Annotated in this window: 19 protein-coding genes; 9 read left to right on the top strand and 10 right to left on the bottom strand. The window is 43.0% G+C overall.

Features of this window, described 5'->3' with window-relative positions; translation table 11 throughout:
- Window positions 1–20: 20 nt before the first annotated feature.
- The gene (locus BB427_RS18090) at window positions 21–3,014 is read left to right on the top strand and encodes a hypothetical protein (RefSeq protein WP_069022355.1); all 2,994 of its coding nucleotides are present in this window, start codon (window positions 21–23) and stop codon (window positions 3,012–3,014) included.
- Window positions 3,015–3,265: 251 nt separating this feature from the next.
- Window positions 3,266–5,911: a type I DNA topoisomerase gene (gene topA, locus BB427_RS18095; RefSeq protein WP_069022357.1), complete on the top strand. Its 2,646-nt coding sequence runs from the start codon at window positions 3,266–3,268 to the stop codon at window positions 5,909–5,911.
- A 138-nt stretch (window positions 5,912–6,049) separates the two neighbouring features.
- Here the strand turns inward: topA and BB427_RS18100 are convergent, their stop codons facing one another.
- Window positions 6,050–6,292: a hypothetical protein gene (locus BB427_RS18100; RefSeq protein ID WP_069022359.1), complete on the bottom strand. Its 243-nt coding sequence runs from the start codon at window positions 6,290–6,292 to the stop codon at window positions 6,050–6,052.
- A 173-nt stretch (window positions 6,293–6,465) separates the two neighbouring features.
- On the opposite strand from BB427_RS18100, the gene BB427_RS18105 reads away from it, so the two are divergent.
- Window positions 6,466–7,026: a TIGR00645 family protein gene (locus BB427_RS18105; RefSeq protein WP_017219099.1), complete on the top strand. Its 561-nt coding sequence runs from the start codon at window positions 6,466–6,468 to the stop codon at window positions 7,024–7,026.
- 283 nt (window positions 7,027–7,309) lie between these two features.
- Here the strand turns inward: BB427_RS18105 and BB427_RS18110 are convergent, their stop codons facing one another.
- The 3 genes from BB427_RS18110 to BB427_RS18120 are packed head-to-tail and all read right to left on the bottom strand — an operon-like array spanning window position 7,310 to window position 9,764.
- Window positions 7,310–8,563 carry a hypothetical protein gene (locus BB427_RS18110; protein ID WP_069022361.1) on the bottom strand — a complete coding sequence of 418 codons (1,254 nt, stop codon included), beginning with the start codon at window positions 8,561–8,563 and terminating at the stop codon, window positions 7,310–7,312.
- Window positions 8,560–9,393 (bottom strand): ABC transporter ATP-binding protein, encoded by an 834-nt coding sequence (locus BB427_RS18115; RefSeq protein ID WP_069022363.1) that lies wholly within the window; start codon window positions 9,391–9,393, stop codon window positions 8,560–8,562. Before BB427_RS18115 ends, BB427_RS18110 begins: the two co-directional genes overlap by 4 nt.
- A complete protein-coding gene (locus BB427_RS18120; protein WP_039497477.1) occupies window positions 9,393–9,764 on the bottom strand; it encodes a GntR family transcriptional regulator in 372 nt (123 codons plus the stop codon). The genes BB427_RS18115 and BB427_RS18120 overlap by 1 nt, the downstream gene beginning before the upstream one ends.
- A gap of 89 nt (window positions 9,765–9,853) precedes the next feature.
- Between BB427_RS18120 and BB427_RS18125 the strand changes: the two genes are divergently transcribed.
- The 6 genes from BB427_RS18125 to BB427_RS18150 all read left to right on the top strand — a co-directional run bounded on the left by BB427_RS18125 (window position 9,854) and on the right by BB427_RS18150 (window position 17,980).
- On the top strand, window positions 9,854–11,338 hold the full coding sequence (locus BB427_RS18125; protein ID WP_045990627.1) for an alpha/beta hydrolase: 1,485 nt from the start codon (window positions 9,854–9,856) through the stop codon (window positions 11,336–11,338).
- 3 nt (window positions 11,339–11,341) lie between these two features.
- Window positions 11,342–12,076 (top strand): ABC transporter ATP-binding protein, encoded by a 735-nt coding sequence (locus BB427_RS18130; protein WP_045990628.1) that lies wholly within the window; start codon window positions 11,342–11,344, stop codon window positions 12,074–12,076.
- Window positions 12,073–13,209: an ABC transporter permease gene (locus BB427_RS18135; protein WP_010373969.1), complete on the top strand. Its 1,137-nt coding sequence runs from the start codon at window positions 12,073–12,075 to the stop codon at window positions 13,207–13,209. The genes BB427_RS18130 and BB427_RS18135 overlap by 4 nt, the downstream gene beginning before the upstream one ends.
- A 163-nt stretch (window positions 13,210–13,372) precedes the next feature.
- A complete protein-coding gene (gene ttcA / locus BB427_RS18140) occupies window positions 13,373–14,266 on the top strand; it encodes a tRNA 2-thiocytidine(32) synthetase TtcA (protein ID WP_010373971.1) in 894 nt (297 codons plus the stop codon).
- A gap of 289 nt (window positions 14,267–14,555) precedes the next feature.
- Window positions 14,556–16,709, top strand: a complete 2,154-nt coding sequence (locus tag BB427_RS18145; RefSeq protein WP_069022365.1) for a TonB-dependent siderophore receptor — start codon at window positions 14,556–14,558, stop codon at window positions 16,707–16,709.
- Between the two features lie 74 nt (window positions 16,710–16,783).
- On the top strand, window positions 16,784–17,980 hold the full coding sequence (locus BB427_RS18150) for a PepSY-associated TM helix domain-containing protein (RefSeq protein ID WP_069022368.1): 1,197 nt from the start codon (window positions 16,784–16,786) through the stop codon (window positions 17,978–17,980).
- 52 nt (window positions 17,981–18,032) lie between these two features.
- Here BB427_RS18150 and uspE read toward each other — a convergent pair whose 3' ends face one another.
- The 6 genes from uspE to BB427_RS18180 all read right to left on the bottom strand — a co-directional run bounded on the left by uspE (window position 18,033) and on the right by BB427_RS18180 (window position 23,738).
- The gene (gene uspE, locus BB427_RS18155) at window positions 18,033–18,956 is read right to left on the bottom strand and encodes a universal stress protein UspE (RefSeq protein WP_010373977.1); all 924 of its coding nucleotides are present in this window, start codon (window positions 18,954–18,956) and stop codon (window positions 18,033–18,035) included.
- 118 nt (window positions 18,957–19,074) lie between these two features.
- A complete protein-coding gene (locus BB427_RS18160; RefSeq protein WP_010373979.1) occupies window positions 19,075–19,809 on the bottom strand; it encodes an FNR family transcription factor in 735 nt (244 codons plus the stop codon).
- Between the two features lie 185 nt (window positions 19,810–19,994).
- Window positions 19,995–20,666: a sulfite exporter TauE/SafE family protein gene (locus BB427_RS18165; RefSeq protein WP_069022370.1), complete on the bottom strand. Its 672-nt coding sequence runs from the start codon at window positions 20,664–20,666 to the stop codon at window positions 19,995–19,997.
- Between the two features lies 1 nt (window position 20,667).
- Window positions 20,668–20,868, bottom strand: coding sequence for a cbb3-type cytochrome oxidase assembly protein CcoS (gene ccoS, locus BB427_RS18170; RefSeq protein WP_010373983.1), 201 nt, complete (start codon window positions 20,866–20,868; stop codon window positions 20,668–20,670).
- A complete protein-coding gene (locus BB427_RS18175) occupies window positions 20,865–23,240 on the bottom strand; it encodes a heavy metal translocating P-type ATPase (protein ID WP_045989953.1) in 2,376 nt (791 codons plus the stop codon). The genes ccoS and BB427_RS18175 overlap by 4 nt, the downstream gene beginning before the upstream one ends.
- Before the next feature lie 6 nt (window positions 23,241–23,246).
- Entirely contained in the window at window positions 23,247–23,738 is a 492-nt protein-coding gene (locus tag BB427_RS18180) for a FixH family protein (protein WP_010605013.1), read from the bottom strand.
- Between the last annotated feature and the right edge of the window lie 84 nt (window positions 23,739–23,822).

A 23,822-nucleotide genomic window follows, 5' to 3' on the forward strand; every position in this document is an offset into this window, starting at 1 on the left:
TTAGCTAGGGAGATAGGTGAATGCCCTTGATGCGCTATTTTAGCATACTGATGCTAGCATTCTTACTGACCGCGTGCGGTGGTGGCGGCAGTATCCAAAAAGATACAGATAATGGTAATGGTGATGATGGTAGCGATGGTACTTATGCCATTACGCTGTCAGGAGCGGATACTAGTGGTAATTCAACGAATACACTTTCATCTTCATCTCCTCTAGTAATCACTGCCACGTTAACAAAAGATGGTAGCCCTCTGGCAAATAGTCGAGTCGTTTTTGAGAGCGACGAATTTGCTACCATGGAACCCAGCTCAGGGTCTGTGCTTACAAATACTGAGGGTAAAGCGTCAATTACTTTAAAAGTAACGGCTACTGTAGGTGCCGGACGTATTACGGCGACTTACACTCAAGGTGATAATAGTGCAACGAGATCTTTTGATTTTACCTCTCAAGGTGGTGGTGATGACGGCAATGTAACCGCGTCAGCAAAACTTGAGGTCATGTTATTAAGTAAATGTCCTGCAGGTTGGGATGATAGCCGAAATCAGGCAATGATAGATCCAATTGCTGCTGGGTGTACTCGCGTCAATCAAGTATCGTCAAACGAGACGGCTGATGTATTCATCAAAATGACATCTAGCCAAACTGGTGAGGCTATAGCCAACGCGTTAATTAGCGCTGAAACTACTTTAGGGGCTATCTTACCATCGACAGGCACCGCGTTAACGGATTCTTTTGGTATTGCAATCCTAAAGTTTCAGCCTGGTAACCAAGGTGGCGCAGGTACTATTACCGTAAACTCTCCTGATTATGTTGATGTCACTCAGGCTATCAACTTTAATGTTGGTGTTGCTCAGTTGAATGTTACGATTGACAATGGTTTGGTTGATAGTAATGGAGTTCAACAAAAGCTTTCCGCAGGTGGAAGTACGGTTATTACCGTGACGTTAAAGGATCAGAATGGGGCATTAATCAATAGCGCTGTTGAAGTTGCATTTAGCTCAGCTTGTTCCGCAGCGACCCCTGCGCTTGCAGAATTAGATGAAACGGTAAATACCTCAAATGGTATCGCCCGTTCTACATACCGTGCTAAAGGTTGCCAAGGCGAAGATAGAATTTCTGTTACTATCCAAAACGGCAGCTCTCCAATAAATCAAGAAACGATTATTGAAGTGGATAGCGCGCTTGCACAAGCTGTACAGTTTTTACCTGAGGAAGATGGGTTTAATCAGTTTATTGCTTTACCCCCTGGTGAAGGCGGCTTACCAACCCAATCTGTTGTGAGCTTTAAACTGGTAGATGAAGATAACCTTGCAATTCCACGAGCGCGAGTCGACTTTAGATTGTCAGATGAGCAAGGCCTAGCCTCGCTTACGCAAATTACCGGAAACACCAATGCAAATGGTATTGTAAGAACAACGGTTAAGTCTGGTATTGTGCCAGGTCCGCTCGTTGTCAGTGCGTGTTATATCCCAGAAGAATCTTACGTGAATTTACCTGAAGGTGATGCGATTACCTGTTGGACGGATATCGCCAAAGCATGTAATGATGCAGATGCATCAAACGACGATGTCCGCTGTCCCGCAGGTGTTATGCATACTATCCCATTAAGTGAGCAGATATTTGGTGTATCGTCAGGATTAATTTTAAGCTCAGGTGTCACCGATCAGGATACCTTTGACGCTTCCCCTGTTACCTTCAATACCAATTCGCTTAATTATAATGGGGTAACAACAAATATTACCTTGTTCTTTGGTGATCAATTCAATCAGTTTAATGCTGATGGTGTTGCTGCAACTGTGATTGCTGAAGCCGGTGCTATTGGTAGTACTGAGTCTGAGGACACTTACGATTGTAGAACGAATAATGCTGCTTGTACTGTGGTGTGGCGTAGCCAAGGAGATAGACCTTTCTACGAATATCGTTGGGGTAACCGCATTGGTGATATAGACGGTAATGTAAATACCTTTGAAGCGGTAGCACCTAGACTAGCAGCTACATTATCAAATACTCAAAAGCAAAGCTCAGCTAATTGGAACTGTGACCCATATTTTGGTAATGCTGCACCATGTATTAATGGCATGCTAAGACAAAAAGACGCTTCGTCGAACGATGGCGCTACAACTGCACTTAGACGAATTGTTATGGGTGGGCGTGTAAGTGTGTTGGCTTTTGTTAAAGGCCAAGAAAATTTCAGAGATGAGCAATCAAGCGGTGGAGTAGAGCGCCGTAATGGTCGGTTCGACATTGGCGAATATCGTCAAGAGTTTGACCTTACAGAAGCATTCCTAGATACCAATGAAAATGGTCGTTTTGATAAAGAGAATTGTGATTCTGCCGCAAACACAGGACCTTGTTCTCCAACGGGAACTGTAAATGGCGGTCATGACGACTGGTGGGTGGATAGCAATAATAATGGTCGCTTTGATTTTGATAACGATGGCAACAATATTTATGAAGGGGACGGCAAATATAATGGTTTGCTTTGTTCAGAAGCAGCTGAAGCCGCAGGAGAATGTACTAAAGAGCTAGTTAATGTTTACAGACAATTTGAATTGATAATGTCTGGCGATAATGCTTTTGTGCGGTTTACAGTGCCGGCTTCGCTTGCTGGTTCTAATGCGTGTCCAAGTGGCAATGGCCTAGTGCTTGAACCGTCTGGAGTAGACGGTGTGTGCGACCTCGCTAGTGTAGATTTCACGGCGGCAGGCAGCCCGTCAGCTGTTCCTATTACAATTTATTTCACTGATGAGTTTGGTAACCCGCTTCCAGCAGGTACTGAAGTCGAGATTTCAACAAATAACGGTGAGCTAACCAGTGGAAGTGTGTCTGGCACCTTAGGGAACTACACAAGTGATAAGCCAAATTTCTTCAACGTTACTTTGGCGAGGGAAGCTGAGCCAAACAACAAACTTTCTGGCGTATTAGGGATCAAATTTACTTTCCCAGCTTTGGGAGATGATGATGACGAACGAAAGACACAATCAATCGGAATAAGCGTTACAGACGCTGGATAAAATGACAAATGCCAACTTTCGGGTTGGCATTTTTGTTTCTATTCCTTTATATTCCCGTGCCTTAACCTTATATATATGAATGCGTCCCTAAATTGGCTGAATATTGTACATAAATTGGATAATAATTCGGTGATCAGGGAAAAGTTAGTATTTTTAGCTTGTAACAATAGGTGTTTGTAGATATACCTATAAGTAATTTAACGCCCAAGCAAGGGCAAACATCAGACAGAATCGGTCAAAAATAGGCAGCTATGGGCAAATCGCTAGTAATTGTAGAGTCTCCCGCGAAGGCAAAAACAATCAATAAATACCTCGGCAAGGATTACATTGTTAAATCCAGTGTAGGCCATGTTCGAGATCTTCCTACCTCAGGGGCAGGTAAGACGAAAGGCTTGGCAACTAAGTCGCCAGCTGAAGTACGTAAAATGTCACCTGAAGAAAAAGCGCAATATAAAAAGCAAAAAGATTATGCAAATTTAGTTGCGAGGATGGGGATTGATCCTGAGAAGGGTTGGGAACCGCATTACGAAATTTTGCCGGGTAAAGAAAAAGTAGTTCAAGAACTACAGAAACTTGCTGAGGATGCTGACCATATCTATCTCGCAACCGATTTGGATAGAGAAGGGGAAGCTATTGCTTGGCACCTTGAACAGATTATCGGTGGCGATGAGAGCAAATATAAGCGTGTGGTCTTTAACGAGATCACCAAAAACGCGATAACCCAAGCGTTTGAAGCGCCTGGCGACCTTAACACCGACATGGTATATGCGCAGCAGGCAAGACGATTCCTTGACCGAGTTGTTGGCTTTATGGTATCCCCGCTGCTTTGGCAAAAAGTAGCAAGAGGGTTATCGGCAGGTCGCGTACAATCAGTTGCTGTGAGATTACTTGTTGAGCGAGAGCGTGAGATTAAAGCGTTTATTCCAGAAGAGTTTTGGGATATTCACGCCGATGTTAAAGCAACAAAAGATGATATTCGCCTAGCGGTTACTAAGTTTAAAGGCGAAGCATTTAAGCCAGTAAATAAAGCGCAGGCTGATACTGCCGTACAAGTGCTTGAAAACAGTGCTTACGAAGTTGTCAAGGTTGAAGAAAAGCCAAGTAAGAGTAAGCCAAGTGCGCCATTTATTACCTCGACAATGCAGCAAGCGGCAAGTACTCGTTTAGGCTATGGCGTAAAGAAAACCATGATGTTAGCGCAGCGTCTATACGAAGCGGGTTACATCACCTATATGCGTACGGACTCGACGAATTTATCAAATGACGCGTTAGAAATGTGTCGTGGCTATATCGATAGTGAATTTGGTAGTAAGTATCTTCCAGAAGCACCGCTGCGTTATTCCGCAAAAGGCAACGCACAAGAAGCGCACGAGGCAATTCGTCCTTCTGATGTGACGATCTTATCAGGTCATTTAGACGGCGTAGAGGCAGATGCTAAGAAGCTCTATGAGCTTATTTGGCGTCAGTTTGTGGCGTGTCAGATGATGCCTGCAGAGTATGACCTAACGACGTTGACCGTCGCCGCGGAGGATTACACGTTAAAAGCGAAAGGGCGCGTGCTACGTTTTGATGGTTGGACACGTGTACAACCAGCCGTTCGTAAGAAGAATGAAGAAGAGCAGGCGCTTCCAAGTGTTTCAGTTGGCGAAAAGCTTAATCTTATTGCGATTGATCCTAAGCAGCACTTTACTAAACCACCAGCACGTTTTAGCGAAGCAAGCTTAGTTAAGGAATTAGAAAAGCGTGGTATTGGTCGTCCATCTACCTATGCGGCTATCATTTCAACGATTCAGGACCGTGGTTATGTTCGAGTTGAAAACCGCCGTTTTTACGCTGAAAAAATGGGCGAGATCGTAACTGACAGACTCGTTGAGAATTTCAACGATTTAATGGACTTTGACTTTACCGCCAAAATGGAAGGTCGCCTTGATGATATCGCAGAAGGCGAACGTTTGTGGACGCAGGTACTTGATAAGTTTTACGCCGACTTTTCTAACCAGCTAGAAATAGCAGCTGGCGATGAAAGTGAAGGCGGCATGCGACAAAATGTGATGGTTGAAACAGACATCGATTGTCCCACATGTTCACGCAAAATGGGTATTCGTACTGCTTCTACAGGGGTATTCCTTGGCTGTACAGGCTATAATTTGCCGCCAAAAGAGCGTTGTACCACCACAATTAATCTAGTGTCTGGTGATGAAGCGGTTGCCGCGGATGCGGATGAAGAGGCGGAAGCTGAATCGCTGCGTCATATGAAACGTTGTCCAATTTGCGAAACGGCAATGGACTCATACCTTATCGATGAAACGAAAAAGCTCCATGTATGTGGTAATAACCCCGCGTGTAAGGGCTATGTCATTGAGACGGGGGCATTTAAGATCAAAGGCTACGATGGACCACTAATTGAGTGTGACAAGTGTGGCTCGGATATGCAGCTTAAATCTGGCCGTTTTGGTAAGTATTTTGGTTGTACAAATGAAGACTGTAAAAATACACGTAAGCTATTGAAAAACGGTGAAGCTGCACCACCGAAAGAAGATCCAGTTCCGCTTCCGGAGCTAGAATGCGAAAAGTCGGATGCGCATTTTGTACTTCGAGATGGCGCTTCAGGTATTTTCTTAGCGGCGCACACATTCCCGAAATCACGTGAGACAAGAGCCCCGAAAGTATCAGAGCTAAAACGCTTCAGAGATAGAATTTCACCTAAATTCTATTATCTGGCTGATGCGCCTGAGCAAGACTCAGATGGTAATCCTGCGATTGTTCGCTACTCTAGAAAAACCAAGACACAATATGTGATGACAGAAGTGGATGGTAAAGCGACGGGTTGGAAAGCGACGTATAGCAATGGTAAATGGGTAGAAGAAGAGAAAACTACCAAGAAAAAGAAAGCTTAACGACTAGCCAAACATCGATAAGTGTCTTCAGATGCGATGGATATTTTGTCTAAAATGTTATTGAAAATAAAAGGCCGCTCAACATATTGAGCGGCCTTTTTCATCATGAATGCCATCACTTAATTAAGCGAACTGGTATTACTTAATGTTTACGTCATTGACTTTTTTATAGCCAGTTGCCTCTAGTTCGTCGTTAACGCAATTCAAAACATATTTTTTCATCTCAGATGCTTGTACATCATCATCTTTTGCCCAATCAAGGCACATTTGAGTTAACTCTTGAACCAAATCTGCAGGCGCGACTGGTAACTCTTCATCGGCTTGTACTTGTACACAAGCAAAAAGAGATAGAGCGATTAATGATGAAACTAAGGTTTTCATTCGTGTTACCTGTTAGTTGAAAGAACAAGCATGTTTTAAAGCAAAATTTAAAATAAGGAAAACGAATTTATTTTCTCTTAAAGAGCAGAAAATTGATTCAAATTTACGTCAATAAATAGTGAGAAATATAAGCGTTGATGCTACATTTATAGGTTCAGTTAAACTAACTAAAGATGGTGAAAATCAAAAACATGGAGCAAGAAACTAAGTCCGAGAATGAGCAATTTAATCGTTATGAACATCTCTTAGAAAGAACCTTATTTAAAGGAAGATGGTTGTTAGCGCCGTTCTTTGTTGGCCTACTACTCGCGATTGTGTTGCTGTTACTTAAGTTCTTTAAACAGCTTTATGTGATGACCATCAGTGCGCTTACCGCGACAAATCAAGAGTTACTCATTGGTATCTTAACATTGGTTGATACTGCTTTACTGGCTGGGTTGTTGATCATCATTATTTTTAGTGGCTACGAGAACTTTGTTTCCAAGCTTAATGTTGAACCACAAGAAGACAAACCGACATGGATGGGGAAAGTTGGCTTCTCTGGGCTTAAAATCAAGCTGATCAGCGCCATCGTAGCGATATCTGCGGTAGAGTTGCTCAAGGTCTTTATTCATTCTCAAGATTTAACCAGTGAGCAGCTTGCTTGGAAAGTAGGCATACACATTACTTTCGTGATCTCTGGGGTGTTGTTTTCGGTCACCGATTTTATTAATAGTCGAACCCATTCCCATTAAATATTGCAGCTGTAAAAGGAGTGATAATCGACTTATGCTCACTATCACTCCTCTATTCTAACCAGCACAGTCTCCGGTGGCTCAAGCGCTAGCGCCACGCCTCTACGAGCGACCCCTTTCTTATACCAATTGAATTAATTCTCTAATCAATTTGAAGGGTGAAATAGCATATTAGCTTCGTTAAAAATTTCTCATTTAGAACAACTAAATAGTAAAATTTTTGCCTTGCTACTAAAGCTATTTCCCCGCTTCAAGATAGATCATTTACTTAATACAACTGGTATTAATCAAACTTCTTATTACTGTAAACAAGCAGTGAGGTGGCTATCGCAACGTAACCTAATAATAGATATAGGGTGGTTGCTGATTGTTCGTGATTTAACAGGTAAGATTTAAATGCACTATGCAAAATGACTACGAACATGCAGGAAAGCGACAATGTAAGGGCGCTTTTAATCATGCTTCCTAGCGCTACGCAAAGAACAAATCCCGCGATAGAGCCTGTAAATATCACTAAGTAGAAAGCCACAGTCTCGAATGTGGAAAAGAAGCTACAAGCTAGCAATACTAGAAGCTGAAACAAGGCTAAGCAAAACCCAAGTTTAACCGCAGAGGCATGGTAAGCCTGCTTTATCGCTTTGAGGCTTGAATAGATAGGGAGTAGGTATAGTTGATCCCATGTCATTTTTGTTTGTAATTTGGACCAACAGACAAAAATAGCGACCATCAGAACAAGCATATCGGTAAAGCCGATAACAAAATGGAGTGTGACACCAAAAAAGCCACTTGCCACAATGGCTAATAGCCCAGAGACAAGCAATATCTGACAGGTTTGTATCAACAGATTACCCGCAAAATAGCTCATTGGCATAAAAAATTGTCTAAACCCCTGAGTGAGGAAATCTGGTGCGAAGGTATTGCTCGGGAGCCACCCTGTTTGAATATTATTTATGTAGGTTTGATATGCCAAATGATGCCATTGGCAGTGATGAGTCCGTGTCACTAACAGGTATGTTCCCATTACTATAAGGGGGATGGCAAGCAGTGCAAAAATTTGTGGGGTATCGCCAAAAAACATAGCGAGCACGAGTACGAGCATAAAAACGTAACTATTATGTCTGAAATACACACTATTTCGAAGACATAGCAAAAAGAAGCTACCGCCAAAACTCGTTGCAAATAGCATGGCATAGGCAACTTCAGATGCGGGGCGGTTGAGAAGTGCAAGGGCATTGAGTAGGTAGCCAATGATCAGAATTACCGTACCTTGCAAGTATATGTGCTGTTTAATTGCAGGGAACAGTAAGGCGCTTTCCTGTGCTTGCAACTTCACTAACTGCCAACAAAAAGCCATCCAAAAAGCGCTGATTGAAAAGACCAAACTAAATGCTTGTATATTTTGATCTTCTATCAAGGTTAACAAAGGTGAAGCGATAGACGCTAAGGCCCCTGGAATGAAAAAATTTGCTGAGCCGCACTCTCGCAGCCAAAACCCGGAAAATCCTGTCCACCAATTGCGCTGAGTTAATGTACTCATGCGTGTAGCTCCACAAAGAGCTGCTCAAGGTTGCTATGGCTTTGCTGTAGGTCTGCTGACCAGTTTGCACTGTCGTGAGCTTGATAAATGCTAAAACGTTCAGATTGATGAAGTACGTTTCCTGATGGCAATTTGCTTGTAAGATGATGTGGTACAAGCCTAATTTGTTCTTTTAGTGTATCTAATTCGCCAGTAACCAAAACCTTACCATCTTTAATAATGGCAATGTGGCTCGCAACGCGCTCAACGTCAGATGTAATATGCGAGGAGAAAAGTACACCAGAGCCGGACTCAAGCGCTAACTCGAATAAGTCCGACATAAATTCTCGGCGTGCAATGGGGTCGAGACTTGACACTGGCTCGTCAAGGATCAGTAACTTAGGTCGGTACGACATCGCCATTATTAGCGCTAAACTTTGTTGTTGGCCAACAGAAAGGTTACTTACCAGCTTGTTTTCGTCTAACTCGAAGCGAGAAAGCCATTCTTGCTCAAGTGTAATATCCCAATTTGGATAAAAGCTGCGGTGCAGTGCGAGGGCGTCTTTGACTTTAAAGCCTTGATAGCCACAGGGCTGTTGTGGCACATAGCCAATTTGGCTTTTGCACGTAGGGCTCAGCTCGAGGTTGCTACTATTGAGGCAGCTAACCTCACCACTATTTTGTTCGATTAACCCGAGTGCAATTCGCAGTAGTGTCGTTTTACCGGCCCCGTTTCGTCCTAGTAAACCCATAACCATGCCAGGTTCAATAATAAGATTTATGTCTTCAAGAACCGGCTTGTCGGTATATTGTTTATGGATTTTAGTGAATTGTAGTAGTGGGCTTGTCATTATTCTTGTCCCCAATTTTTATCAATTAATGATATCAATTCAGTCTTACTGATCCCAAGCTGTTTCGCATCACTAATTAAAATATCTAGGTTTTTATGGAGTAGATTATCGGTCTGTTGTGTCGTTTGCTGCTGTGCAACGCGTGTCGGCTGGCCGCGTCTTCGTTCAAGCCAACCTTGATCGACAAGTTGCCCGATAGCCCGAGAGACGGTCATCGGATTTACCGAGAAGTGCTCAGCTAGCTTTCTTACAGAAGGTAGCTCTTCTCCGGCTTGCGCTTTACCAGACACAATTAAACGCACTACTTGATCAAATAGCTGCTTATAAATCGGCTCTGCGCTGTTGGGGTTGACATGAATAAGATCTAGCATTACTCTAATTCTACTGTATTAATACAATAATACACTGATACACTCACTTAAAGTTAGCATACTGACCGTGAGTCAACAAGGAAATAACTATGAAAAAGCCATTTAAGTTTAAGAAAAGCTTAGTAAAGCTAGCGCTGCTTCCTCTCGTTTTAGGAACTGTGCTGCCATTACAAGCGGCAACATCAACCGCAGAATTATCCGCTTGTTATGCAAAAGGCCTCAGTGACAGAGCGCAATGCGGAAAAATCTCGCAACCATTAAGTGAAACCAAAACAGAACAAAAAATTGATATTCATTTTATGGTTATTCCTGCAATAAAGCCGCTTTACCCACAAGAAGCGATTATTGCGTTTGCAGGGGGACCTGGACAATCGGCCACCGAAATTGCAGCAAACTTTGAAAGAATTCTTAAATACGCGAGAGAAAATAGAGACATTATACTTGTTGATCAACGGGGAACTGGAAAGTCCAATCTATTGCAATGCGATATGGATGATCTTGAGCAACAGTTTGCGCTAAATGATACCTTATTGGGCCTCGATTTTTACAAAGAAGATGCCCTTAAGTGTAAAGAAAAACTAGACGCAGATCTTTCCGATTATACGACGGTTGCAGCTGCAAAAGATTTTGACGCGGTAAGAGTCGCGCTTGGTTATAGCAAATTACACCTATATGGTGGCTCATATGGAACACGCATTGCACTTGAGTATATGAGACAGTTCCCTGATAGTGTTGCATCGGCCGTGTTAGATGGTCTTGCACCCAATAACCAAAGTTTAATGGCGATTGGTGGCGCGATAGAAGGCTCATTGAATGCCCTTTTTGCACAATGTGAGGCCGATAAAAAATGTGCAAATAGTTATCCGAATCTAAAGCAGCAATGGCAAAGCTTGCTTAATCAAGTTGAGCAAACGCCGATAGAAGTGTCTGTACTTCATCCAAGAACCAGCAAACCGCTTGCGATGACGATGACCAAAATGAAGCTATTTAGCGCGATTAGGATGGCCCTTTACTCTCATTCCTTCCGTGCATTGGTGCCGCTTGCGATTAGTGAAGCGACTAACGGTAACCTTGCTCCACTTGTTGGCATGATGGCACCAAGTGAAGACGGTCTGGGATTGGCCATGGGGATGCATCAGGCGATTGTATGTGGGGAAGATTGGCCACGATTAACGGCTGCGGACAAAGCCAAATATAGTGAAAACTATATGGGTGAGATGATGATCACAGGACTAGATGCGACGTGCCCAATTTGGAATGTGAGCCCGGTGCCAAGTAGTTACTATGAACCCGTTGCGTCAGATATTCCAACCTTACTGCTTTCTGGCGGATTAGATCCAGCAACGCCTGCTAAGTGGGCAGAAGTTGCGATGGAAAAACTAAGCAATGCCACGCACTTAGTTGCGCCAACGGCCACGCATATTGTCGCAGGGCAAAGCTGTGCTAATAAGCTTATTGCTAAGTTTTACGATGAAAAGACAGTGGGAGACTTTGATACTAGCTGTCTTGAAGAAGATACACGCAAACAATTCTTTATGAACATCAATGGCCCAGCAACCGCTGATAAGGAGTAACTCATGATCCAAGTAGATAACTTATATAAAAAGATTGGTGAAGTGAACGCGCTAGACGGGCTGTCATTTACCGCTCGTGATGGTCAAATTACGGGACTATTGGGCCCCAATGGAGCAGGTAAAACGACTTGTTTACGGACCGTATTTGGCCTGCTCCAAGCTGATCAAGGTACGGCTTCTATCGATAGTATTGATGTTGCCAAAGAGCCAACCAGAGCAAAACAACAATTAGGATTGTTCCCAGATCCATGTGGACTCTACGAGCGCATGACACCGCGTGAATATACCCAGTTTTACGCTGAACTAAGTGGCATGGACGCAAAATCGGCCGCTGCCGCGACACAAGAAGTGTTAGAAAAGCTACAAATGTTGGATATCGCGGATAGACGCTGCAAAGGCTTTTCACAAGGTCAAAGAATGAAAACGGCGTTGGCGCAGGCAATCGTGCATAAACCAACGAACATTGTACTTGATGAGCCAACACGTGGTTTAGATGTAATGAGTACCAGAGTATTACGGGATTTGTTGTTGATGCTTAAGGCGCAAGGTCACTGTGTCTTGTTTTCTAGCCACGTGATGCAAGAAGTTGCAGCACTTTGCGACCATGTTGTGGTCATGGCGAAAGGCAAAGTGGTCGCGGAAGGTTCTCCACAAGCGCTATGCGAACAAACAGGTAAAGCGTCGCTTGAGGAAGCTTTCATTACCCTAATCGGTACGGATGAAGGAATTGCAGCATGATGAAATTAATCTCGGTTTTATTTAAAAAAGAAGTGTTAGACGCAAGCCGCGACAAACGTTCGGTGATGGCTGGCCTTTACTATTGCATCGGTGCACCTATTCTAATGTGTGTATTATTTACCGTCATGTTTAAGCAAATGGCTTCGCCTGATGCACTCAAAATCACCATTAATAATGCGGAGAATGCGCCCAACTTAGTACAATTTTTAGCGAGTAAAGAAATTGAACATGGTGAAGGCGAAGAGGTTAAGGCCATTACCTTGGAGGTAAGCGAAGATTATCAAGAAAATATGATGCAAGGTAAGAGCGCGACGGTATTTATCATCGCTGATAAATCGGAGCAAAAGTTACGTTCATCAATTAACCGACTAGAGCGTAACCTCATGTTATACAACAGCGAAGTTGCTTCATTGCGGTTAGTCGCGCGTGGTATCGATCCGACAATTGCACGTGCGATAGATGTCCAAACTCATGACCAAGCGACACCAACCTCTAAAGGGGGCTTCGTATTAGGTATTGCAACGTTATCTATTATTATTTCACTATTTTATGCGGCGATGGGTATGGCAATTGACAGTAGTGCAGGGGAGCGTGAACGCAACTCTTTACAGCTATTACTTAGTCACCCGATCAGTACTATGCATATTGTGTTAGCTAAGGTGGGGGCAATTGCAGGTTTCTCTATCATTGCTTTAGTGTTAACCACCATAGTATCTAAGTTCGCTTATAATATGGTGCCTTGGGAAATGATGGGCTTTACGGTGATTATTGGTCCTAAATTCATTATTTCGGCAATTATAATTGGCCTGCCTATTGCGCTAATGTCTGCCAGCTTGTTGATATTTATCTCTTTCTTGGCTAAATCCTTTAAAGAAGCGCAATCTTATGTAGCGATGGCGCTGTTCATTCCAGTAATGATGAGTATGGCAACGACCTATGATATTGCTACCGACATTATGCAGTGGATGCCGATCGCAGCGCAGCAAAACGCAATGATTGAAATCATTAAAGGCAATGCGATACCAGTACCACAACTATTATTATCGAGCGCGGTAACGTTGGGGTTGTTTGCTATTTTCACCTACCTAAGCAGTCGTATGCTAAAAAGTGAAAAGGTAGTGTTCGGCCTTTAATTTACTAATTCCCAATAATGGCGCCCAAAGCGGCGCCATTTTTGTATTTTACCTCATCTCAATTTCACGTATAATCGGCGCCCCATAATTGATGTAGTAATGTACTAGCGTGATAACGTCCACAGTACACAGTTGAGTAAGTATGAATACGGCACCTAACACCATGACAGAGCAAGATAATCGCAAAGAAGTTTTAGAGTTTAATAAGCTGCAAAAGCGTCTGCGCCGTAATGTCGGCAACGCCATCAAAGATTACAATATGATCGAAGAAGGCGATGTGGTGATGGCTTGTATCAGCGGTGGTAAGGATTCATTCGCCATGCTGGATATTTTACTTAGCCTAAAAAAGGCAGCACCAATTCACTTTGATGTGGTGGCGGTCAATCTAGATCAAAAGCAGCCTGGGTTCCCAGAGCATATTTTGCCTGAGTACTTCGAAACGTTAGACATTCCTTATTACATCATTGATAAAGATACTTACTCAGTCGTAAAAGAGAAAGTACCAGAGGGCAAAACGACTTGTGGTCTTTGTTCACGCTTGCGTCGTGGCACTTTGTACTCATTTGCGGAAAAGATTGGCGCAACTAAAATTGCACTGGGCCATCACTTAGATGATATCGTTGAAACGCTGTTTTTAAACATGTTCTACGGCGCAAGAATGAAAGCGATGCCACCAAAGCTACGCTCTGATGATGGCCGTAATGTGGTGATCCGCCCGCTCACTTATGCACGTGAAAAAGATCTTATTCAATACGCAGAGCATAAAGATTTTCCTATTATTCCGTGCAACCTATGTGGTTCGCAAGAAAACCTGCAACGTCAAAACATTAAATCTATGTTGGTAGAGTGGGATAAGAAAACACCTGGTCGAGTAGAGAATATTTTCAAATCAATTCAAAATGTTAGTCCAAGCCAACTGGCTGACACTGAACTCTTTGACTTCGAAAGTCTGCCTCTAGATAGAGACGGTGAACGTGAGGCTTATGACTTTAATGAAGCAGTGGTTTCCTCGACGAACATTGATGAATCATTGTTTATTGATGTAACCAATATTTAATTCTCAACAATGATTTTTCCAGACTAGGTCTGATAGGCCTAGTCTAAAACTCAATAATTGGTACTCTATAACTTAACTACTTTTGCTCCCCAACATCTTTCACTTTAAATTACCTGTTAACTCTACGCACCTAATTTATACATGCTGTCGGGAAAATGATCTCTGCATGAGATATTTTTGTTCTTAGTTTTGCAAAAAACGCAATTAAATGTAGGTTGGTTATTTTAAATGTAATTAATAATTGTTATCATTTGCCTGCGCTTTAATAATAACCAAGTTGTGGCTCTAAATGAAAACAATATCAAAACTATCCCTTATCTCTTTAGCGATTATGTATCCCTCTTTGCATGCATCAGCTCAGCAGCAAGTGTCAGAAGATAAGCTTAAAGACCAAGACATAGAAAAAATAACCGTCGTTAGCCGAACATTAAATTTATATCGTAATGGTGAATCTTCAACGGGAAAGCTTGCGGTTGACCCACTTAACTCGACCCAGATGGTGACTTCTCTCAATGCAAATCTGATCCGTGATTTAGCCGCAAGAGATGCCAAAGATCTCTATCGTAATATCGCGGGGGTCAGCCAATTTAGCTACGCGGGGGTGACTGCACGTGGCTTTCGTCAAGAAGAAATCTATTTTGATGGTCTAAGAGGCGACCCATATGTTGGGTTTAATGTCCCACAGCTATTTAATGTCGAGCGTGTCGACTTTTTGAAAGGTCCCGCTGGTATGCTGTATGGACCCGGGGCACCTGGTGGATTATTCAACTATATAACTAAAAAGCCGCAATCTGAGTTTAGTGCCAACACTCGTTTTATTGCGGGTACAGATAGCCGCTATGGTGCTTCTGGTGAGGTGACTGGTGAAGTAGCACAAGCACAAAGCATTCGCTTGGGAGCCTTTTACGAACAGCAAGATACCTACCGTGATAATAGTGCCAGCGAAGTAGCAATTGTGGATGCTGGTTACGCTTATGATTTTGATGATGCCCGCTTGATTTTGCAATACACGCACTACAAGCAGGACTTGGACGCGAATCGCTTACGCGGTGTCCCCGCTGGCGATGACGGTGAGTTTCTAACGACACCATCGTGGAATCATAATGAGCCTACAGACTTTTTAAATCTAACCTCAGATGTATTGCAAGCAAGTGTTGTAGGGGATTTAAGTCCATCGCTAAGTTACAACGTTGCGCTTCGCTATATAGATAATGAGCAAGAACAAAATTATCATGAACCAAGAGCACTCATCGATAGCAATAAAGATGGTCAAATCGATTTGGTCGCACGTGAGTTCCGAGATCAACTAAGAGCCCAGTCTCAACTCTCTTTTGCGGCTAACTTTGTTTATGAAACACAGATGTTTGGTGCTGAGCAGCGTACCGCGTTTGGATTAGATATATATTCTGGTGAAGAAGATGCGTTATTAGGTCGAGCGTCAGCCTCTAATGACTTTGTCACTCGTTATCTAAATGGTACGTCGTTAGACTCGGATATTTTGCCTTTGTCTCTCCACAACCCTAATTATGGAGAAACGCAGCCAAATCAATACAATGTGAAGTTTGCGCCAGAAAGTACAACGAAACAACAGCGTAATGGCACCTATGTACTAAACGAACTCGCTTGGGAGAAAGTAACGTTTGTAGCAGGCATACGTTATGACCAGTTTGAAGACGATGCCAATGGCAGTAAGTTTGATGATACCAATGTTAGCTTCAGAATTGGTGGTATCTACAAGCTATCTGATGATATCTCATTGTATTCACAGTGGGCTGACTCTTACGAACCCCAAGGCGTATCCAGTCAGGACGAAAAAGCGGGTGGTCCATTTGAGCCAACGACGGGTGATATCATTGAAGTTGGGCTTAACGCAGAGTTATTTAACGGAAGTACATTGCTAAAAGTGGCTGGTTATCAGATAACAAGGCAAAACTTGCTACAAAATACAGGTACAGATCCCGAGCAAGATGGTGTTGATAATTTAGCGCCAATCGGAGAAATCACGAGTAAAGGCCTAGAAATCGAGTTGATCACCGACGTGACTCCTGACTGGGTAGTAAGCTTAGCCTATGCCTATAATGATGCGACTATCACCGCTGACAATGGCGCTGGTGGGATCCGCAATAGTGTTGGAGATAAATTTGCCAACGCCCCTGAAAATCAGTTTGGGGTGTGGACTCGATATCAGATCCCTGAGTGGAATCTGGCTTTCGCAGTTGGCGGTAACTATGTGGATGAGCAGCTTAGTTTATCTGGCCAAACACTAAATTCCTATTTCGTCGCTGACACCTCAATTATTTGGGAATTAGATAACTATAGTGTGCTATTCAGAGTTGAAAACGTATTCGATAAAGAATATGCAGAGTCGGGCTTTTTAGACCGTACGGGACACTTTCCGGGCGATCCAAGAAATGCTTTCCTTGAGTTTACCTACAACTGGTAATGCTTAAGTTAATCTGAGGCTCGGTGAGTTATCCGAGCTTGTGGAAATGAAAGTCTATCTTTATAAGGATCAAGATGGCTGACAAAGCTAGACAAAGAAAGCGGCTACGCAAGTTATATGATTTACATGCCTGGGTAGGCTTTCAATTAGCGGCCGTTATGTTTGTGATCCTCGCAACGGGCACAATCGCAACTGTTTCAAATGAATTAGATTGGCTTGTTTTTGAGCAAATGCGTGCTAGCCAAAAGCCCAAAGAGGTAAAAGAGCAAACGGCTGCATCTTGGAGAAACATGTATGCGTCGATAGCTGAACGCTATCCAGAAGGTCGTATTACTACTTTAGGTACAATGGGGAGCGACTACTTTACCTATCGAGCACGGGTGGCTTTCGAGGCTAAAAGTGATAGGTATGTGCACGTCGATCAATGGACTTATGAAGTAACGGGCGATATACCATTACTCACAATTCAACGATTTTTTAGAGATTTGCATCGCTACCTATTTATGCCTGCAATGCCCGGGCTGCCAATTGTCACTGCTTTTGCATTCATTTTACTGATCTCTGTCTATACCGGACTGAAAACCACACGAAATTGGAAAGTTGCGCTGTGGCGTTTGAGATTGGCGCAAGGTACAAGAGTATTTTTGAGTGACCTGCATAAGGTTTTTGGCTTATGGGGACTGTGGTTTAGTACACTTATTATTATCACAGGTATTTGGTATCTGTTTGAGTTTTCTGCACGGGTAGCCGGTTTTAGTTTGGAGCCTCCAGCTCCAAAAGTTGAGTATGTTACAGCGGTAAAAGACGTCAACATGCTGTCCGTAAAGAGGTTTGAAAGCGCTTTTGAGAAAGCGCAGCTTGCCATTCCCAATTGGACGATAACAACCGTACAACTGCCAAGAGCAGATACTGCGGTGCTGCGTTTTCAAGGAATGAGTACAAACCCTGTACTTCGGGATAGAGCGCACAAGGTTTATATGGACCCAACAACGCTAGAGGTTTTAGCAATACAGCAACCTGAAAATATGGCGTGGGGCAATTATCTTAACGAATATGCAGATCCATTACACTTTGGTTATTTTGCAGGGATCACCTCTAAGCTTATATGGTTTGTGTTTGGTCTTGCGTTAACCGGACTGTCGTTTACCGGCGTGATGATGACATACAAGCGCACTAAGTCTAAAAGTATAACGGGTGCACAGTTGGCAACGTTGCCGATATTTTGTTTATCAGCATTTTACTTTTATTTCTGGCTCGCCAGATACACATAAAGGGATGTGCGGCTGTGTATTTACCGCACATTTAATTAACTTGAGCGCTGAGTTAGTCTTCTAATGGGGATTTATAGCCATCTGGCTTTAGTGCTAAGACATCGCAGTCTAAGCTATCTATCACGTGCTCAGCAGTATTGCCAACAAGCGCTGCACTCAGTCCAGTGCGACCGACCGTGCCAATGACCACTAATTCAGCGTCTTTTTCTTTAGCAACGTAGGGGATTACGTCCTCTGGTAGACCTTCTTTGATGATGCAATCGCTTTTATCTATTGAATAAGTTTCTGCGAGTGCAAATGTCTCGTCTTCATGATGTTTTTTCACGGCTTCATTGTATTGCGATGGGTTAAACTCGGGAATTTCTATCGCAATATTAACAGGCGTTGCTGGATAGGTGTTTACCAAGCTCAATTTAGCATTGGCTAATTCACATAAAAACTGAGCATCTGTAATGATACGTTTATTGAGTTCTTGATGTTGTTCGTTATCGCTCACAGAGTTTACCGCTGCAATAATGTTGCCTTGATCTGGCCAAGCGTGATCTTTAACCAGTAATAGTGGCGCAGGGCATTTGCGAATTAAATGCCAGTCGGTTGGGGTGAAAATAACTGACTTTAGGGTATCGTGCTGATGGGTGGATTTAATGACCAAATCATAGTCATGTGCAAGCACGGTTTTGATGATCGCTTCGTAGGGGCGATTGTGCCACAACACTTTAGTTTGGATACTCACATCAGAAAAGCCCTTAACCATATCGGCAAGCCATGCTTCTCTGTCTTTAATTACTGCCTCACGCATTGCTTCACGTTCGTCTTTAGACAACATCGTGGTCATTTCATAGGAGAAGTCATAAATAGACATAAATGCAGTGATGGCTGCACCGGTACGCTTGGCAAGATTGATAGAGCGTTCTAAGCTATTTTGGCGCTCTTTGGTTGGATCAATTACGGTGAGTATACTTTTGATTTTATCCACGACTATCTCCTTAAAACGGTATACAAATAAGATCAGAAGCTTTTTCACCTCTGACCTTATTGAGTGTAACCGATCCTATCTAAGGATAAAGTCTTAACGATAAATAGTTTGTTCTAAATCAAGATGCAATTGCGGCTGTCTCAGCTAGGGCTGCAGCATCAATAATGGTAATAAACTTGCCTTCGACCTTTATTGTTCCCGCTTTTTGGAAACGACTGAGTAAACGACTAATGGTTTCTACAGTAAGACCTAAGTAGTTACCAATTTCACCGCGCGTCATCGTAAAGCGGAATTCTTTACGAGAAAAACCACGCTCGCCGAAGCGATTTGAAAGGTTATAGATAAAAGTTGCTAAGCGTTCTTCAGCAGTCTTTTTATTCAATAATAACAACATCTCTTGGTCGTAATTGATTTCACTGCTCATTAGTCGCATGATCTGTTGGCGTAGCTTTGGCAGCTTACCGGCTAACTCATCAAGGGTATCAAATGGGATTTCGCACACCATAGAGGTCTCTAAAGCTTGTGCGAAGCTCTGGTGCTGCATTTTATTGATGGCATCAAAACCCACAAGATCGCCCGCAAGGTGAAATCCTGTGATCTGCTCGTCGCCTTGCTCAGACAGTGTGTAGCTTTTAAATGAGCCGGAACGAACGGCAAAGATAGCATTTAATGGCGCACCTGACTCGAAAAGAAAATCCCCTTTATGAAGCGGCTTTTTACGTTCAATGATCTCATCTAACTTATCCATTTCGCTGCCATTGAGCGAAAATGGGAGGCAAAGTTGACTGATACTGCAATTATTGCAGCTGATTGTGCATTGGCTCTTTGAGCGGTTTTGATTACTTAAGTCCATAAAATTTCCATAAGTCTATGACGCACGTGAAGGCAACCTAGTATCAAAGCATAACGGTTTTGGTACTACAGATCGCCACAAACTCATATGACACGCAAAAGAAAATTTGGTTATCAATTGGAGCTCCTAATCTCAAAGCGCTAACCAATAATCTTAAATGATGAGTTTGCTTAGATAAGGATAGGTTAATGTACTAACTTATCAGTTGCAATAATAATTAAATAAACACCATACCAAATCAATAAATTACCCATAATAATACGTGTAACTAAATGATTTATAAACTTTTGTAGCAGCTGAGCCGATTGTCCTATTACAATCAGCGCAGGCATTGTGCCGATACCAAAGGCGAGCATAATGAGTGCGCCTTCAGTTGCTGATTTTGCTTGTAATGTCCATGTTAAAGCCGAATAAACTAGGCCACAGGGTAGCCATCCCCATAAGGCCCCGTAGCAAAACGCTTTGGTTTTTGTATTGACCGGGACTAAGTAGCGATTGAGCTTAACAATATGTTGCCAAATTAAGCTTTTAGCAAACGACTCTAGCCATTTTAAGGTGCTGGCTAAGCGCATTACGTAGATAGCGACAAGCACCATAAAAATACCACTCATCAATTGTAATATAATGGCGAGTGACGTGTTTTGCTTGGCGAGACTTGCCCCGAGTAGGGCAACAAGGCTGCCAGCTAGTGCATAGCTGGAAATACGTCCGATATTATACAACAGGGTAACAACCACTGCAGAAAGCTGCTTACTCGCCAGTTGTAGCGAGCTGGCAATACCGCCACACATCACCAAGCAGTGACCACTTCCTGCAAGCCCCATCACAAATGCACTTAGCAAGCTTATCTCATTCATGCTAGTTGTCGTTATTACTCTTATTATTTGATGGTTTGACGGACTTATCACCCGTTTGCGCTTTATCATCATCGAATAAGATGCTGTGGCCCTGTTTATTCAAATCTGAAAATTGTTCGCTTTTTACTGCCCAAAAGAAAATACCAATAGCAATAATGACGAATAAAATGGCGATAGGTATTAATACGTAGATGATACTCATAGCTTTAATAACCTTAATGAATTACCGATCACGATGATCGAGCTAGCTGACATGCCAATAACTGCTATCCAAGGTGGAATGAGGCCAAGTGCAGCGAGTGGCAAAATGGAGCCGTTATACAAAAGTGATATGGTTAAGTTTTGCTTTACTATTCTGCGCGTTTGTTTCGCTACTTGCTGAAGGGCTAGAATGGCATTCAAATCGCTATTTAACAACACTACATCAGCGGTATTCTTTGAGATATCAGCGCCGGTATCCATCGCAACTGACAAGTGAGCGCTATTGAATACTGGGCTATCGTTGATGCCATCACCAACCATAGCGACAATCTCGCCTTGTTTGGACCAAGTTTCAACGGCTTGTTGCTTAATCTCTGGTGTGCAAGCGCTTTGGTAGCTATCTAATGCTAACTGCTGCGATAACTCTTTGCCTGCATTGGAGCTATCCCCTGTTAGCATGTGGCATGAAAGGCCAGCTTGCTGTAACTGTTCAACAACTGTTTCAGCATTGCTTTTTACTTTGTCATTGAAGTAAAAATCTGCAACTGCGTTGTTGTTAATGAATAAGGTTGCTTGAGCAAATGACGCGTGGTTATCAAACCAATGGCTCTTCCCAAGGGCAATAGTGACTCCTTGCCAGTGACCACGAATACCTGAACCAGCCACAACTTCAACGTCTTGGACTAGGTTTTCGGTTGGGGTGATATGTGCAAATGCGCGAGCGATTGGGTGCTCAGAAAAGCGCTCTAACGCTGCTGCGAAATCCAAGACTTGTTGCTCGTTGTATTCCGTTTGCAGTAACTCAATGTGTTTAATTGAGAAACGTCCTTCGGTCAGTGTGCCTGTTTTGTCAAAGGCAACACGCGTTAATTTGGTTGCCGTTTCTAATACATGGGCTTCTTTAATCAAGATCCCTTTTTTCGTAAGTGACGCAACGGCGCAGGTAAGCGCGGTTGGTATCGCAAGGCTTAACGCACAAGGGCAGGTTGCTACTAGTACTGAAATCGTGACCCAAAAAGCCTTATCTGGTGAAATAGGGTACCAGCCGATGGCGGTAATTGAGGCAAAAATTAATAGACAGGCAACAAACCACTGCGCGACTTTATCGGTGATTTCCACCAACTTAGGGCGTTTGGTAAGTGCGTTATGCTGCAGTCGAATAATTTGGTTGAGCAGGGTATTTTGCCCAATTTTATTGATCTCTAACGTAATTACACCGTCATGATTCACGGTTCCAGCATACACTTGATGGCCTTGATATTTCTTAACTGGCAAATGTTCGCCTGTCATCATCGACTCATCAACGGTGGTATGGCCTTTGATCACTAAGCCATCCGCAGGGATAGTTTCTCCAGCCTTAACTAGTATCAGATCGTTCAGTTTTAGCTTTTTGGCGGCAATATGTTGTTCATTGTTATTCTCATCAACCTTTCTGGCGGTCAATGGCAGTAGCTTTTGCAGGTTTGCAGTAAACTCACTGGCTTTGAGTCTGGCCCTGAACTCAAGGTATTTACCTAACAACAGCAAGAAGGTAAACATACAGATGGATTCAAAATAGACTTCGCCGACTTCCATAAAAGTCGCGTAAGTACTGGCGCCGTAGGCACCGAATATAGCAAGTGAAACAGGGAGATCCATATTCAGTTGTTTAGCTTTCAGCCCTTTAACCGCATTCGTTAAAAATGGCATCGCTGAATACAGAATAACAGGAGAGGCAAGCACGAGACTTATCCAACGAAAGTATTGTTCAAAGTCCTCTTCCATGCCTGAAAACATGCCAAAGTACATGGCAAATGCAAACATCATCACTTGCATAGTCATGAGGCCAGCAACGCCTAAACGACGGATGTATGCTTTCGCTACGGCTTGTTTCTGTGCAGCTTCTTCATCGGCTTGAAATGGGTAGGCCTTATAGCCGATTTCCATCAAAGATTTAATGATATCGCTTAACTTTACGTGTTTATCTTGCCATACAATCATGGCGCGATGGGTGGAGGTGTTAACATCAACCCGAACGATACCGCCGAGCGCCAGCAGTTGTTTTTCGATAAGCCAAGCACAGGCGGCGCAGCTTATTCCTTCAACACTGAGCAGTACCTCTTTGTGCTCACCGCTAATTTCGACGAAGTCCTCTTGGATCTCGTCGTTATCATAGCTGAGTAGCATTTTGAGTTGTTCAGGTACAAGCTCTTCAACTTTACCTGCACTTTCTGTGCGGTAAGTATAGTAGTCACTCATACCTTGAGAAATAATGGTTTCGGCAACGGCCTGGCAGCCAATACAGCAAACCGGTTGTGCGCTACCTTCAAAGGTAACCGAGCCTACAAACCCTTTAGGGATAGGCTCCAAACAATGAAAACACGAATTTGCCATGGCAGCTTACTTATACTGTGGAGTGACCGCGATAATACCATCATGTGGCAGTTGGATTTTTTCTTTCATTTTCCAACTGTTGTCCATAGGCTCTATAAATACCGTGAATACACCGCTATGTGGCTCATCAAATAAGCCAGTAAACTCGCCGCTGGCGTTTTTAGTCAGCGTGACTGCAAAATCGTATTTCTCAATAGTGCGGTGGTAAAACGAGAGCTTTAATGCATGAACTTTAGAAGCGTCGCCCTTGGTAAATTTAAAGGTGACTTTTTGCTCTGCTACTTGCAGGTCACCATGTAAATAGAGCGCTTTTGCTTTATCAAACTTACTCAGCTCTAGGTTGATTGCTTTACCTTTTTTGTAGTAGTCATCAACGACCATATCAGGACCATTACCGACTGCAAACGTGATGAGAAAAACACAGGCAACAACAGTAACAAGTGGGAAAAAAATTAAAAACCAAGGCCAAAAATTCTTATACCAAGGGGTAGGGTTCATAGTTGCTCACATGGCTATAAAACTTGCCCGTATTCTACCGTAAGTTGCGGTAAATACCTAAAAAAAAGCCTCCAAATGGAGGCT

This window comes from Pseudoalteromonas sp. BMB (genome assembly GCF_001709235.1).
Taxonomy (GTDB): domain Bacteria; phylum Pseudomonadota; class Gammaproteobacteria; order Enterobacterales; family Alteromonadaceae; genus Pseudoalteromonas; species Pseudoalteromonas maricaloris.